At 69.5% G+C, this 13,296-nt stretch carries 14 protein-coding genes; 11 read left to right on the forward strand and 3 right to left on the reverse strand.

Features of this window, described 5'->3' with window-relative positions:
- Nucleotides 1–229 precede the first annotated feature (229 nt).
- Nucleotides 230–1,126, reverse strand: a complete 897-nt coding sequence (locus O3139_RS04765) for a hypothetical protein (RefSeq protein ID WP_269515829.1) — start codon at nt 1,124–1,126, stop codon at nt 230–232.
- 96 nt (nt 1,127–1,222) lie between these two features.
- On the opposite strand from O3139_RS04765, the gene O3139_RS04770 reads away from it, so the two are divergent.
- The 5 genes from O3139_RS04770 to O3139_RS04790 all read left to right on the forward strand — a co-directional run bounded on the left by O3139_RS04770 (nt 1,223) and on the right by O3139_RS04790 (nt 4,738).
- On the forward strand, nt 1,223–1,399 hold the full coding sequence (locus tag O3139_RS04770) for a hypothetical protein (RefSeq protein ID WP_269515830.1): 177 nt from the start codon (nt 1,223–1,225) through the stop codon (nt 1,397–1,399).
- A 166-nt stretch (nt 1,400–1,565) separates the two neighbouring features.
- A complete protein-coding gene (locus O3139_RS04775; protein ID WP_420022346.1) occupies nt 1,566–1,865 on the forward strand; it encodes a PadR family transcriptional regulator in 300 nt (99 codons plus the stop codon).
- A 24-nt stretch (nt 1,866–1,889) separates the two neighbouring features.
- On the forward strand, nt 1,890–3,038 hold the full coding sequence (locus O3139_RS04780; RefSeq protein ID WP_269515832.1) for a hypothetical protein: 1,149 nt from the start codon (nt 1,890–1,892) through the stop codon (nt 3,036–3,038).
- Between the two features lie 76 nt (nt 3,039–3,114).
- A complete protein-coding gene (locus tag O3139_RS04785; RefSeq protein ID WP_269515833.1) occupies nt 3,115–4,233 on the forward strand; it encodes a bifunctional transcriptional activator/DNA repair enzyme AdaA in 1,119 nt (372 codons plus the stop codon).
- Nucleotides 4,214–4,738 carry a methylated-DNA--[protein]-cysteine S-methyltransferase gene (locus O3139_RS04790; protein WP_269515834.1) on the forward strand — a complete coding sequence of 175 codons (525 nt, stop codon included), beginning with the start codon at nt 4,214–4,216 and terminating at the stop codon, nt 4,736–4,738. The genes O3139_RS04785 and O3139_RS04790 overlap by 20 nt, the downstream gene beginning before the upstream one ends.
- Before the next feature lie 26 nt (nt 4,739–4,764).
- Here the strand turns inward: O3139_RS04790 and ilvA are convergent, their stop codons facing one another.
- Nucleotides 4,765–6,285, reverse strand: a complete 1,521-nt coding sequence (gene ilvA / locus O3139_RS04795; RefSeq protein WP_269515835.1) for a threonine ammonia-lyase, biosynthetic — start codon at nt 6,283–6,285, stop codon at nt 4,765–4,767.
- Nucleotides 6,286–6,496: 211 nt separating this feature from the next.
- On the opposite strand from ilvA, the gene nadA reads away from it, so the two are divergent.
- Genes nadA through nadC form a run of 4 tightly spaced genes read left to right on the forward strand, consistent with a single transcriptional unit; the run spans nt 6,497 to nt 10,828 of the window.
- On the forward strand, nt 6,497–7,573 hold the full coding sequence (gene nadA / locus O3139_RS04800; protein WP_269515836.1) for a quinolinate synthase NadA: 1,077 nt from the start codon (nt 6,497–6,499) through the stop codon (nt 7,571–7,573).
- Nucleotides 7,573–8,454, forward strand: coding sequence for a metalloprotease (locus O3139_RS04805; RefSeq protein ID WP_269515837.1), 882 nt, complete (start codon nt 7,573–7,575; stop codon nt 8,452–8,454). Before nadA ends, O3139_RS04805 begins: the two co-directional genes overlap by 1 nt.
- Complete coding sequence (locus O3139_RS04810) at nt 8,451–9,962, forward strand: L-aspartate oxidase (protein WP_269515838.1); 1,512 nt, start codon at nt 8,451–8,453, stop codon at nt 9,960–9,962. The genes O3139_RS04805 and O3139_RS04810 overlap by 4 nt, the downstream gene beginning before the upstream one ends.
- The gene (gene nadC / locus O3139_RS04815; RefSeq protein ID WP_269515839.1) at nt 9,959–10,828 is read left to right on the forward strand and encodes a carboxylating nicotinate-nucleotide diphosphorylase; all 870 of its coding nucleotides are present in this window, start codon (nt 9,959–9,961) and stop codon (nt 10,826–10,828) included. The genes O3139_RS04810 and nadC overlap by 4 nt, the downstream gene beginning before the upstream one ends.
- Nucleotides 10,829–10,882: 54 nt before the next feature.
- Here the strand turns inward: nadC and O3139_RS04820 are convergent, their stop codons facing one another.
- Nucleotides 10,883–11,926 (reverse strand): cell wall hydrolase, encoded by a 1,044-nt coding sequence (locus tag O3139_RS04820; protein ID WP_269515840.1) that lies wholly within the window; start codon nt 11,924–11,926, stop codon nt 10,883–10,885.
- A gap of 515 nt (nt 11,927–12,441) precedes the next feature.
- On the opposite strand from O3139_RS04820, the gene O3139_RS04825 reads away from it, so the two are divergent.
- Together O3139_RS04825 and O3139_RS04830 are read left to right on the forward strand one after the other, a co-directional pair.
- Nucleotides 12,442–12,624: a hypothetical protein gene (locus O3139_RS04825; protein WP_269515841.1), complete on the forward strand. Its 183-nt coding sequence runs from the start codon at nt 12,442–12,444 to the stop codon at nt 12,622–12,624.
- 244 nt (nt 12,625–12,868) lie between these two features.
- The gene (locus tag O3139_RS04830) at nt 12,869–13,228 is read left to right on the forward strand and encodes a DUF6481 family protein (protein WP_269515842.1); all 360 of its coding nucleotides are present in this window, start codon (nt 12,869–12,871) and stop codon (nt 13,226–13,228) included.
- The last annotated feature ends 68 nt before the right edge of the window (nt 13,229–13,296 follow it).

Genomic DNA, 13,296 nt, shown 5'->3' on the forward strand with positions numbered 1-13,296 from the left:
GCCGGGAGACTTTCGCCCGGTTCGCGGGAGACGTGCAACGCAAAAACCCTCTCCCGGCGGGAGAGGGTTTGAGCCCCCGATCAGGTCGGGGGGAGCGATGTGTCTTGAGCCGAAAGGGTGAGGAGTTGGTGCGAAGGGGTGAGGGGGTGCCCCTCACCCTTTCGCGTGGCCGATCGCTTCGCTCCCGGACGCTCAAGCTCTCTCCCGACGGGAGAGGGAAGGGACAGGCCTAGCGCCGCACTCTCGCCTGGACCTCCAGCTCGCCGAGGCGGCGGTCCAGATAGGCGCGGTCGTCGGGGGAGGGTTGGGTGCGGCTGTAGGCGGCCTCGAGGCGGGTGAGGTCGTCGAGCGGGACGCGGATGGCGTCCTGCTGGCCGCGCGGCAGGGTGTAGAGGGCGCGTTCGATGGCGGTCAGGCGGTCGCGGGGGCTCGGGGCATAGCCGCCGCCGTTGCTGCCGTTGCCGTAGCCGGTGTCGCCGACGCGGGCGTCCAGGGCGTCGAGGCGGGTCTCGATGTCGGCGCGCTCGCGGGCGGTCAGGCCGTCCCGCTGATAGCCGGCCTCGACCTGGACCAGGGCGGCATAGTCGGAGCGCAGACGCGTGGCCTCAGTGCGGGTCAGGCGGCGGGTGCCGACGGCGGCGTCGACGCGGGCCTCGAACTCACGGCGGCCGTCGGCGACCGATTGATAGCCGCCGACGTCGTCGCCATAGCCGCCATCTTCCACCGCCAGGGTCAGGGCGTTGTAGCGGGTGGTCAGGTCCTGACGTTCCTGGGTCGTGAAGCGGCCGTCGCGGGCGTAGGAGGCCTCCAGCTGGACCAGGGCGTCATAGTCGGCGCGGATGCGGTCGCCGCTGTACGACTGGATGGCACCGGAGCGGACCTGGGCGTCCAGCCGGCTGTCGAAGGTGGCCTGTTGCGACGCCAGCGGGCGACGGCCGCGGCTCCATTCCGCATCGACGGTGCCGGAGGTCTGGCCGCCCAGAAGCTGCTGCAGGATCTGGCCGAAGACCTGCTGGCCGGTCGAGGGCTGGCCGTATGGCGACGGGGTCTGGGCGGTGGCGACCGATGCGGTGGCGAGCGCGAGGGTTCCGGCCGCGAGGGCGGTGAAGGTCTTCAGCGATGTCATGGGGGTCTCTCCGGGTCTGGCCCTGTTCGGATGAGAGAACGGCGTCGGCTGGTTATGGTTGCCGCCGGGGCCGGTTCGTCGTGCTAGGATCACGGCATGACCGACGAAGCGAACGACCCGGAAACGCCCGCCGAGACCCCGGCCCGCAAGGCCCTGAGGCTGAAGCAGGCGCGGCTGGAGGCGCGGCCCAAACCGCCCCGGGGCGGGAAGTTCCAGAAGGATCAGGCGGCGGGCGTCAATCCGGGCGCCAACCGGCCTTGGACGCATAAGTAGGCGATGCCCCGTCCCCCGTCGGGGGGGGGGGAGGGGCGGTTCTAACGGGTGGAGTGACAGGCCTCGCTTGACTCCCTCACACAGTATGCGGCATACACTGTGCGTCACACACTATGTGACGTGAAGGGCCGAACGCGTGACCGTCGACGCTGACCTGTTTGAATCGATGCGGCTGGAGCTGCGGCGCGGGTCGCTGGTGCTGGCGGTGCTGGCCTGCCTGCGGACCGAGCGGTACGGCTATACGCTGCGTCAGGCCCTGGCCGCCGACGGGCTGGAGATGGAGGAATCGACCCTCTATCCGCTGCTGCGCCGGCTGGAGAGCCAGGGCCTGCTGAACAGCGAATGGCGCGAGGAAGAGAAGCGGAAAAAGCGCTTCTATGTGCTGTCGCCCCTGGGCGTGCAGCTGCTGGCCCGTCTGGGCGACGAGTGGCGGGCGATCAACGCCTCGCTCGACAGGATTCTCTGACATTTCGGATTTGAGGGGAGCGTCATGAACGCCAGGACCGAAGACATGATCGACCGCTATCTGGAGGCCGTCGCCGCCCAGCTTCCGGTCGAGGAACGCGACGACATCATCGCCGAGCTGAAGGACCTGATCCTGAGCCGCGTCGAGGCGGGCGAGGCGGAGAAGGCGCGGCCGCTGACCGACGACGAGCGCGAGGCGATCCTGAAGGAGATCGGCCATCCGCTGGTGGTCGCCGCGCGCTACCGGAAGGGTCCGGACAGTCTGATCGGGCCGGAGCTGTTTCCCTACTGGCTGTACGGCGCCAAGGCGGGACTGATGATCCTGGCGACGGTGTTCGCGCTCGGTCTGTTGATCCGGCTGATCGGCGGGTCCGCGAACTTCGGTCAGGACATCGCCCAGGCCTTCCACGGCTTCTTCGGTGCGGCCCTGACCCTGATCGGGGCGCTGACACTCGCGGGGGCGGTGATGGAGCATTACGCCATCCGTCCGAAATGGCTGACCGACTGGCGGGTCAAGGACCTGGGTGCCTTCGGCCTGTCGGACCCCTCGACCTGGGGCATGGCGGCCAAGTCTGCGGGCGAGCGGATGAAGGCCGAGGCGAGCGGGCGACCGCTGTCTGTGCGACCCCTGCGGATCCGTCAGCGCAACGTCGTGGGCGACGCCGCCTTCAGCTTCATCGCCCTGGGCATGTTCGTGCTGTGGTGGGTGGGCGTGGTCCATTTTCCCGGCGTCGGCATGCTGTCGCTGGACGGCGAGACCGCGCGGCTGAGCGCGGCGCCGATCTGGACCGTGCTGTTCCTGCCGATCCTGGCCTATGCGCTGGGCCAGATGGGGGTCGCCATCTTCACTGTCGTCCAGCCGCAGGCGGCTCGGTTGCGGGCGCTGCTGAACCTCCTGGTCGCCGGGTTCGGTGTGTGGCTGACCTGGACGATCTTTCAGGCTGGCGACTGGTTCACCCTGTCGGCCGGAGCCGAGACGGCCCGGATCGCGGGCGATGTGACGATGCTGGACTTCGACCTCGTGAGGACCTTGGGCGACGGGCCGCGTGACCTCGCGGGCATTGCCTCGACGCTGTCGATCGCGGGGACCTGGATGCTGGCCTTCATGGGATTGAGCCTGGTCTGGAAGGCGGTCGCGAGCCTTGGGCGGTTGCTCCAGTCCTCCCCCGAGTAGGGAAGGAGACGGGGGAAGATAAGTCCGAAAACCGCGAGACATCGGCGGTGTCCCGGGTCATCTTCGCGGCATGGACATGCGCGCCGAACCGCTGGATCAGGAGGCCTGCTATCGTGCGGCCCTGACGCGGGATGCGCGGTTCGACGGGCGGTTCTTCGGCTGTGTGAAGACGACGGGCATCTATTGTCGGCCGGTCTGTCCGGCGCGGACCCCGAACCGCCAGAACATGATCTTCGTGGTCACGGCGGCGGCGGCGGAGGAGGCGGGGTTCCGCGCCTGTCTGCGCTGCCGGCCGGAGACGGCCCCGGATATGGGGGCCTGGCGTGGCACCTCCAACACCGTCAGCCGGGCGCTGACCCTGATCGAACAGGGGGCGCTGGATGAGGGCGATGTGGATGCCCTGGCCGGGCGGCTGGGGGTCGGTGAGCGGCAGCTAAGGCGGCTGTTCCGTCAGCATCTGGGGGCTGCGCCGGTCAGCGTGGCCCAGACGCGGCGCGTGCTGCTGGCCAAGGCCCTTATCCAGGAGAGTGATCTGTCGATGGCGCAGGTGGCGCTGGCGTCCGGCTTCGGATCAGTGCGGCGGTTCAACGAGACGTTTCAGGCGCTGTACGGGCGGGCACCGTCGGCCCTGCGGCGCGGCAAGGACCGGGTGTCGGACGGGGGCGTGAAGCTCAGCCTCAGCTATCGGCCGCCCTATGACTGGGACGCGATGTTCGAGGCGCTGAAGGCGCGGGCCCCGGATCAGGTCCGGGGTGACAGGCCGGGACGCCGGGTGTGGTCGCGCGAGCTGGATGCGGCGATCGACGGGGCGACGGGGCGGGTGACGGCGACGCCCGGCCCGCCGGGGCGGCTGGAGGTGCGCGTGGAGGCCTCGGACCTGAAGGCCCTGCCCGGTGTGCTGGCGCGGGTGCGCCGGGTGTTCGACCTGTCGGCGGACCCCGAGGCGATCGCGCGCGACCTGTCGGCCGATCCGGTGCTGAGGCCCCTGATCGAGGCGCGGCCGGGGCTGCGGTTGCCGGGCGACTGGGTGGATGCGGGCGAGGATGCGCCGTCGGACCGACTGACGGATGCGACGCTCGAGGCACGGGCCGAGCGGTGGCGGCCCTGGCGGGCCTATGGGGCGCTGTATCTCGGCCTGGCCGGGATCACGGGCGCGGACCTGATGGAGAGAGACGATGAAAAACGCGCAGCCTGAGACCCTGACGCTGGACCGGATCGCGACGCCGGTGGGCGAGGTGCTGCTGGTCACCGATGCGGACGGTGCCGTGCGGGCGCTGGACTTCGTCGACTATGAGCCCCGGATGATGCGGCTGTTGGCACGGCACGCGCCGGGCGCGATGCTGAAAGGCGGCCGCGCGCCGGAGACGGTGCGGGGGGCGGTCGAGGCCTATTTCGCGGGTGATGCGAAGGCACTGGACGGGCTGACGGTCCGGACGGCGGGAACGGCCTTCCAGTCGGCGGTCTGGGCCGCGCTGCGCGCCATCCCGGCGGGCGAGACCCGCAGCTATGGCCAGCTGGCGGCGGCGGTGGGGTCGCCGAAGGCGGTGCGGGCGGCCGGGCTGGCGAACGGACAGAACCCCGTCGCGGTGATCGTGCCGTGCCACCGGGTGATCGGGGCCAACGGGACGCTGACAGGCTATGCCGGCGGGCTGGAGCGCAAGCGGTGGCTGCTGGCGCATGAGGGGGTGGTCCTGGGTTAATCCTTCCCCGCCGAGGGGGAGGATGGCTACACTGCCTCCAGGAACAGTTTCGTCGCCGGGTTGTCGGTCTCGTCGACATAGGGATAGCCCAGCTCGGCCAGGGCGGTGGTCAGGGCGGGCTGTTCGGCGGGCGGGACCGAAATGCCCGCCAGCACCCGGCCGACGTCGTCGCCGTGGTTGCGGTAGTGGAACAGGGTCAGGGCCCAGGCGGGCTTCAGACTGTTCAGGAACCGCAGGAAGGCCCCGGGCCGTTCGGGGAATTCGAAGCGCAGGATACGTTCGTGCGGCACGCCGGTGGCGCGTCCCCCCACCATGTGGCGGACATGCAGCTTGGCGGTCTCGTTGTCGCTCATGTCCTCGATGTCAAAGCCGTCAGCAGTCAGGGTCGAAATCAGGTCGTCCTTCTCGTGCGGCCCCTGTTTCAACGCCACGCCGACGAAGATGTGGGCCCGTCCCGCGCCGGCCCAGCGGTAGTTGAACTCGGTGACCGACCGGCCGTCCAGGGCGGAGATGAACCGGCTGTAGACCCCCCGGTCCTCGTCCATGGCGACGGCCAGAAGGGCTTCGGTGCCCTCCCCGATCTCGGCGCGTTCGGCGATGTGGCGCAGGCGGTCGAAATTGACGTTGGCCCCGGAGTTGACCGCGATCAGGGCACCTTGATCTGCTTCCGGATGGGCGGCGGCCCAGGTCTTCAGGCCCGCAAGCGCCAGGGCCCCCGACGGCTCGGCCACGGCGCGGCTGTCGTCGAAGATGTCCTTGATCGCGGCGCAGATGGCGTCGTTATCGACGGTGACGATCTCGTCCAGCAGGTCCCTGCACAGGCGGAAGGTCTCGGTGCCCGCCTGGCGCACCGCCACCCCGTCGCAGAACAGGCCGACCTGGTTCAGGGTGACGACCTCGCCCGCCGCGATGGCGGCCTGCATACAGGCGGCGTCGACCGGCTCCACGCCGATGACCTTGGTCTCGGGCCGCAGGAATTTGACGATGGCCGCGACCCCGGCGGCCAGGCCCCCGCCGCCGATGGGCACGAAGATGGCCTCGATCGGCCCGGAGTGCTGGCGCATGATCTCCAGCCCCACCGTGCCCTGGCCCGCGATCACATCGGGGTCGTCGAACGGGTGGATGAAGACCGCGCCGTCGGCCTCGGCCATGCGGCTGGCCTCGGCGAAGGCCTCGTCGAAGGCGTCGCCGTGCAGGATGACGTGGCCCCCCAGGGCGCGCACAGCCGCGACCTTGATGGGCGGGGTTGTGACCGGCATGACGATGGTAGCGGTCGCGCCCCGCTTCCGGGCGGCGAAGGCCACGCCCTGGGCATGATTGCCGGCCGAGGCACAGATGACGCCCCGCGCCAGCTCCGGGCCGGTCAGACCGGCGATCTTGTTGTAGGCTCCGCGGATCTTGAACGAGAAGATCGGCTGCAGGTCCTCGCGTTTCTGCAGCACGGCGCGGCCGAGACGGCGGGTCAGGCCGGGCAAGGGATCGAGCGGCGTCTGGATCGCCACGTCATAGACCCGGGCGGTCAGGATGCGACGGAGGGTTTCTTGCATGGGAGGGCGATCAGGTAGCGGTTCCGTGGAGGAACTATCTCGCTTACGCGATATTTGCGAACGGATTTCCCTCGAATGACCGCATTTCGCGCGGACGGCGGTCGGCGATAGCGCACACGATCGGTCGTTCACCTGCCCTTGCACCCGTCCGTCATCGGCCTATATTGCTCCCAGTTATGCTAACTTTGAGCATAAGGGTCGGGAGGCCGCATTGGTCGTCAGTCTGCAGCTGGATCGCAGGATCGCCGAGGAGACCGCACCGGTCTGGGCCAAGGTCAAGGACTTCGTCACGCCGATGGAGTGGCCGGATCAGGCGCGACTGATCTCCGAGATCAATGCGCTCAAGAAGGAACGCGACGCGGTCATTCTGGCGCACAACTACATGACGCCGGAGATCTTCCACGGGGTCGGCGACTATGTCGGGGACAGCCTGGGCCTGGCCAAGGAGGCGGCGAAGTCCAGCGCGAAGGTGATCGTGCAGGCGGGCGTGCACTTCATGGCCGAGACGTCGAAGATCCTGAGCCCCGACAAGACCGTGCTGATCCCCGACCTGAAGGCCGGCTGCTCGCTGGCCGAGGCGATCACGGGGGCGGACGTGCGGCTGATCAAGCAACGCTATCCCGGTATTCCCGTCGTCACCTATGTGAACACCACGGCCGACGTGAAGGCCGAGACCGACATCTGCTGCACATCCGCCAACGCCGTTCAGGTGGTGGAATGGGCGGCGAAGGAATGGGGTGTCGACAAGGTCATCCTGATCCCCGACGAGTTTCTGGCGCGCAATGTCGCCGCCCAGACGACGGTCGGCATCATCGCCTGGAAGGGGCGTTGCATCGTCCACGAGCGGTTCCGCGCCGCCGACATCGAGGAGATGCGTCAGGCCTGGCCGGGTGCCGAGATCCTGGCCCACCCGGAATGCCCGGAGGACGTGCTGGCCGCCGCCGACTTCGCCGGATCGACCGCGGCGATGACGGACTACATCACCGCGAGAAAGCCGCGCCAGGTGGTGCTGATCACCGAATGCTCGATGGCGGCCAACATCAAGGGCGACGTGCCCGAGGTCCAGTTCATCGGGCCGTGCAACCTGTGCCCCTATATGAAGCGGATCACCCTGACGAATATCCGCGACTGCCTGCGGGACATGCGGTTCGAGGTGACGGTGCCTGACGCGCTGATCGCCCCGGCCGCCCTGGCCGTGCAGCGGATGATCGACCTGCCGCCGCCGTCGGTGCCGGCGCGCTATGACATGATCAAGGCCCGGCACCCTGTGTCGGTGGAGCTGATCTGATGGCGGACGAAGAGCGTCCCCGCGGCCCGTGGGATCCGAAGCCTGAAGATCAGGCGCCACCGTCCTCGGCCCCGGGCAAGACCTACACCCTTGGGCCCGTCGGCGTGCGGTTCGAGAAGACCGTGGGCGCGCCGCCGGTCGACAAGGGGCAGAGCCTGCCCTGGGCGATCGCCTCGACCCTGCTGCTGGGCGGGTTCATCTGGTGGTCGACAGGCAGCTGGGTCGTCGCGATAGCGGCGATCTTCGGCCTGTTCGTGCACGAATACGGACACGTTCTGGCGATGAACCGGCTGGGGATGGGCCCGGCGAAAATCTACATCATCCCCTTCCTCGGCGGGCTGGCGCGGGGGCAGCGGAACCCGGACAGCGAGTGGCACGGGGTTCTGGTGGCGCTGGCGGGGCCGGCGTTCGGCCTGTTGGCCATCCTGCCGGTGGTCGGGATTTGGCTGGCGACTGGCGACGATGCCTGGATGCTGGGGGCCTTCCTTATCGCCATGATCAATCTGGTGAACCTGGCCCCCGCGCCGCCGCTGGATGGATCGAAGGCGCTTGGCCCCGTGCTGGCCCGGATCGACCCGATGGTCGAGAAGGCCGCGCTGATCGCCATCGGCGGGCTGGCGGTCTGGTGGGGTGTGTCCACCGGGCGGTGGTTTCTGGCGATCTTTCTGGCCATCGCGGTGTTCGGTTCGCTTCAGCGAGGGGCCTGGCGGCCGGGCGAGAGGACGCTGACCTGGCCCGAGGCGGCGAGGTCCCTGGGCCTGTTCCTGCTGACCGGTGCGGCCTGTCTGGGCGCGGCGATCGGCGTGCTGCTGCCGATCGCGGATGGCTCTCCGGGCAAGGCCCTGTCGATCGCCGCCCGCTTCATCGGTTTCGACCAATGAGCCGGATCGTGCATGACGGCCCGTTGATCATCGGCGGCGGGCTGGCCGGGCTGTCTGCCGCCCTGGCCGCAGCCCCGCGACCGGTTCTGGTCATCAGTCCGGCCCCCCTGCTGGAAGCCGCATCGAGCGCCTGGGCCCAGGGCGGCGTGGCGGCGGCCCTGTCCAGGGACGACGCACCTGCGCTGCACCTGAAGGACACCGAGGCGGCCGGGGCCGGTCTGGTCGACCACCACGCGGCCGAGGTCCTGACGGACGAGGGGCGTTCGACAGTCGAGTGGCTGGCGTCTCTGGGCGCGCCGTTCGACCGGGATGCGGATGGCGAATTCTCCGTCAGCCTGGAGGCGGCCCATTCGAAGGCACGGGTGGCGCGGGTCGGCGGCGACGGCGCCGGGCGGGCGATCCTGTCGGCCCTGGTCGCCTCGGTGCGGGCCGCCGAACACATCACCGTCCGGGAGGATGCGCGGCTGCGGTCGCTGATCCAGGACGAGACCGGCCGGGTGCGCGGCGCAGTGATCGAGCATCCGGGCGGAACCCTGGTCGAGGTGCTGGCCCCGGCCGTCGTGCTGGCGACCGGCGGCGCGGGCGGGCTGTTCGGGGCGACGACAACCCCGACCGCGCTGAAGGGCGAGGGCATGGCCCTGGCCTGGGCGGCGGGGGCGGAAATCCTCGATCCGGAGTTCGTGCAGTTCCACCCCACGGCGATCGATGTCGGCCTGGACCCCATGCCGCTGGCGACCGAGGCACTGCGCGGCGAGGGCGCGCGGCTGATCGATCGGGAGGGGCGTTTCCTTCTGGGAGAGGCACCGGATGCGGATCTGAAGGCGCGCGACATCGTGGCCCGCGCGGTCCATGCCGCGCGGGCGTCGGGGCGCGGGGCCTTGCTGGATGCGACCCGGGCGATCGGCGCGCATTTCCCGACCGAATTCCCGGCCGTCTTCGCCGCCTGTATGAAGGCCGGGCTGGACCCGCGCACGACACCGATCCCGGTGGCGGCGGCGGCCCACTATCACATGGGCGGGATCGGCGCGGACCCGGACGGACGTACCAGCCTGCCGGGCCTGTTCGCCGTCGGCGAATGCGCGGCAACGGGGGTTCATGGAGCCAACCGTCTGGCGTCGAACTCCCTGCTTGAGGCGGCCGCATTCGGGCGCCGGACGGGGCGGCTGGCGGCGACGATGACGGCCGGGACCGGGCCGGTCGTGGTCGGGTCAGTGATCGACGACCTGCCGGCGCCGGTCATGCTGGAACTCCGCGCGGGCATGAGCGCGAACTGCGGCGTGGTCCGCGACGGTGACGGTCTGCGGCGTCAGATCGCCGTGATCGACCGGCTGGAGGCGACCTGCGGGGCGGCACCGGCCCTGGTTGCGGCCCGGCTGATCGTCGAGGCGGCCCTGGCCCGGCACGAGAGCCGCGGCGGGCACTACCGCAGCGACTATCCGGACACGGCGTCCGTGGCGCGACACACGCGCTTGCGTCGGTCGGAGATCGAGGCGATGGCGGCGGAATGATCCCGTCGCTTCCCGACATCCTGATCCTGCCCATCGTGCGGGCCGCCCTGGCCGAAGACCTGGGCCGGGCCGGCGATGTGACGGCGGCGGCCTGTATTCCGGGCGGCGCGCGGATGCGGGCGGTCTTCGCGGCGAGGAAGCCCGGCGTGCTGGCGGGAATCGATGGCGTGCGGCTGACCGTGCTGGAGATGGACCCCGAAGCGTCCGTGGACCTGCGGATGCGGGACGGGGACGCGTTCGAGGCGGGAGCCGTGCTGGCCGAGGTCGAGGCGGACGCGCGGGCCTTCCTGTCGGCGGAGCGCTCGGCGCTGAACCTGCTGGGACGGCTGTGCGGGATCGCGACCCTGACGCGGGCCTATGTGGAGGCGGTGGCCGGCACGGGGGCGCGGATTGCGGATACGCGCAAGACCACGCCCGGCCTGCGCGCGCTGGAGAAACACGCGGTGCGCTGTGGCGGGGGAATCAATCACCGCTTCGGTCTGGATGACGCCATCCTGATCAAGGACAACCACATCGCCGTCTGCGGCGGCGTGGAGGCGGCCGTCACGGCTGCGCGCGCCCGGGTCGGTCACCTGATGAAGATCGAGGTCGAGGTGGACGGACTGGATCAGCTGGACGTCGCCCTGGGACTGGTCGCAGCAGGCCGGGGGCCGGACGTCGTCATGCTGGACAATTTCGACCTGGCGATGCTGGTGGAGGCGGTGCGGCGGACGCGAGAGGGTGGACACCGGGTGGTGCTGGAGGCGTCAGGCGGCGTGAACCTGTCGACGGTGCGGGGCATCGCGGAGACGGGGGTCGACGTCATCTCGGTGGGCGCGCTCACCCATTCGGCATCGATTCTGGATATCGGTCTGGACGCGGTCTGACGTCGGCGCTGTGCCTTGCAATGGCACGTTCCGGACCGGCAGGCGCGCGACCGATCAGGCCGTCGGCGTGCTCGCGGGCTGGACCTGGGCCGGTGTCCTGGCCGGGGCGGTCGGAGCCTGAACCGGGGGCGATGCGGGCTGATTGGTCGGGGCCTCTGAGTCCGGGGCCGATGTCGTGCCGGACGCCAGGTTCTCCTGTGCCACCAGCGCCGTGTAGGCGATCGCCTCGCCCGCCTGACGCAGGCTGGTCGAAGGGTCGATACCGGCATAGACGGTGCGTTGCATCTCGGTGCCGCTCGATGGCTGCGTCTGATAGGCGAAGGCGCTGGTGGTGCCTGAGCGACCGCCGAAGCGGTAGAAGACGTGGTTGCCGACCTGGCCGACGCGCATCAGCGCGTTCCGCCATGACGGTGAGACGCCGGTGGTGTGGAAGTGAGTCGCATTGCCGACCCCAGCATAGACCGAGCCGGACAGGGCTGCCGAGGCGATGGAGCGCGCCCGGTTCCAGGCGACACGGTTGACGGCACCACGCATCGAGCCGTCGCAAGTGAAGCTGAACTGGCAGCCGACCCGACGGCCGGCACCCTGGAACACGACGCCGCAGATGCTGTGCGGGAAGGCCGGGTGGCGGGCGCGGTTCAGCACGACCTGGGTCACGGCGCGCATGCCGTCGGCACCCTCGCCGCGCGCCTCGTAGTAAGCCGCCTGGGTCAGGCATTCGAGGTCACGGCTGTCATCGAGGGCGTTGCCGAGATGGAAGGGCCGCGGGGCATCCGACAGACTGGCGCGTCGCAGACCGGCATCCAGACGCTGCGGACGAAGCTGCTCCAGGCGGGCGGTCAGCAGTTCGGCCTGGCGGTCACGCTGGGCGGAGCCGGCGACGGTATAGGGATCGTGACGACGGGCGATGGCCAGGGCACTGGCGTCGAGACCGCCGGCGGCTGCGGCCAGGGCCTCTTCGGTGAAGCCGGCAGAGGTGGCACCCTCGAGCCGTTCGGCCTGGGCGCGCACGGTGGTCGCCCTGGCAACGGTGCCGCCCAGATAGGCGCAGCCGATTCCCAGCCCCAGCACTGCGCCGAACACCGCTGCCGCCGTCATGGGCCGAATCCGGGCCACACGATCGGCGTGCGGATTCGCACGCGTCTGCGAGGGATGGATCAAAGGCGTCGTCCTATTCAGCAGGGCGGGAAGCTGCCCCTTGGTCGTCTGCAGAACCGGGCGACATGGTGGGTCGCGGGCCGGTTTGCGAATCGAGGCTCGGTGAACGCAAAGCCATCGAAGAAAGCGCCTTAAGCCACCCGTTTATGGCACCAATGTGTTTGATTCGCAACTCCGTGCTGCAGCGCAGCATCCGGCCCCCTGTGTTCACTCAAGGTGAGGTGAATCGGCACAGCCTTGTGAACAGGCTAATGGCTTTCGTTTTCAAATCTGTATCGTGATGCACAGAGCTTTCATGGAGCGAGGGCCCGAAGTGAAAAAATCACTCTGATGTCTGTCCTTTATTGTATTTGTTGACTGTCGCTCGCTCATGCGAACTGGAGCCCGGTCCGGTGCGTGGAACCCGGGCGATCATCCTGCGTTTCGGAACCGTCATTCCCGGAAGGACCGAAACCATGCGCCACGCCATCCTCGCCTCCCTGGCGCTCTCCGCCCTGGCGCTCACCGCCTGTGGCCAGACGATCGAACAGCGCGCGGCCACGGGCGCCGTGGCCGGAGCGGTCGTGGCGGGACCTGTGGGCGCGGCGGTCGGTGGCGCGGCCGGAACCGCTGTCGGTCAGGCCGGCAAGCCGGACTGACCTGGTCGCGCGCCCGGCACTGGATAAGGACCAGCGGCGCCCCCGATGCGTCGGCCCGTCTGCGACACCGGTGCGACGGTCGACCATGAACCGTGCCCAAAGCGGTTCCGGAAATGGCTGCGCGCTTGATTTTTGCCGCCGTTTCGGGTTTGCCGACCGCCAGGTGCCGTGACGCACCCTGTTCGCGTCGTCCGGCTGATCCGGACGGGCGACCCAAACCCCCGAAGGACGACCGACCGCCCGCATGAGAGATCTGAAACAGACCGGCTTCAACGACCGCATCACGGCCCAGCAGGAAGCCAAGAAGGCGCTGCTCGCCAAGTTCAAGCCCAAGCCGACCGTGACCGACCCCGAGTTCGACCGCCTGGCCGAAAAGCGTGCGGCGGAGAAGGAAGCCCTGCGCCTGCAGCACGAGGCCGCCAAGGCCGAGGAACGCCGCATCAAGCAGGAGCGTGAAGAAGCCCGTCTGGCCGCCATGCGCGAGACCGAGGAGGCCAAGGAGGCCGAGAAGCGCGCCGCTCGCAAGGAGCGCAAGCAACTCACCAAGGAAGAACAGAAGGCCGCACGCGACGCCCGCTACGCCGCCCGCAAGGCGCGTCGCTAGGGGACCATCGGTCGAGACAGAACCGCGCCGCGGGTCCGGCTTTCCCGCGCTTGCGGCCGTTCGCCCAC

Source organism: Brevundimonas subvibrioides, assembly GCF_027271155.1.
In the GTDB taxonomy this organism is placed as follows: Bacteria; Pseudomonadota; Alphaproteobacteria; order Caulobacterales; family Caulobacteraceae; genus Brevundimonas; species Brevundimonas subvibrioides_D.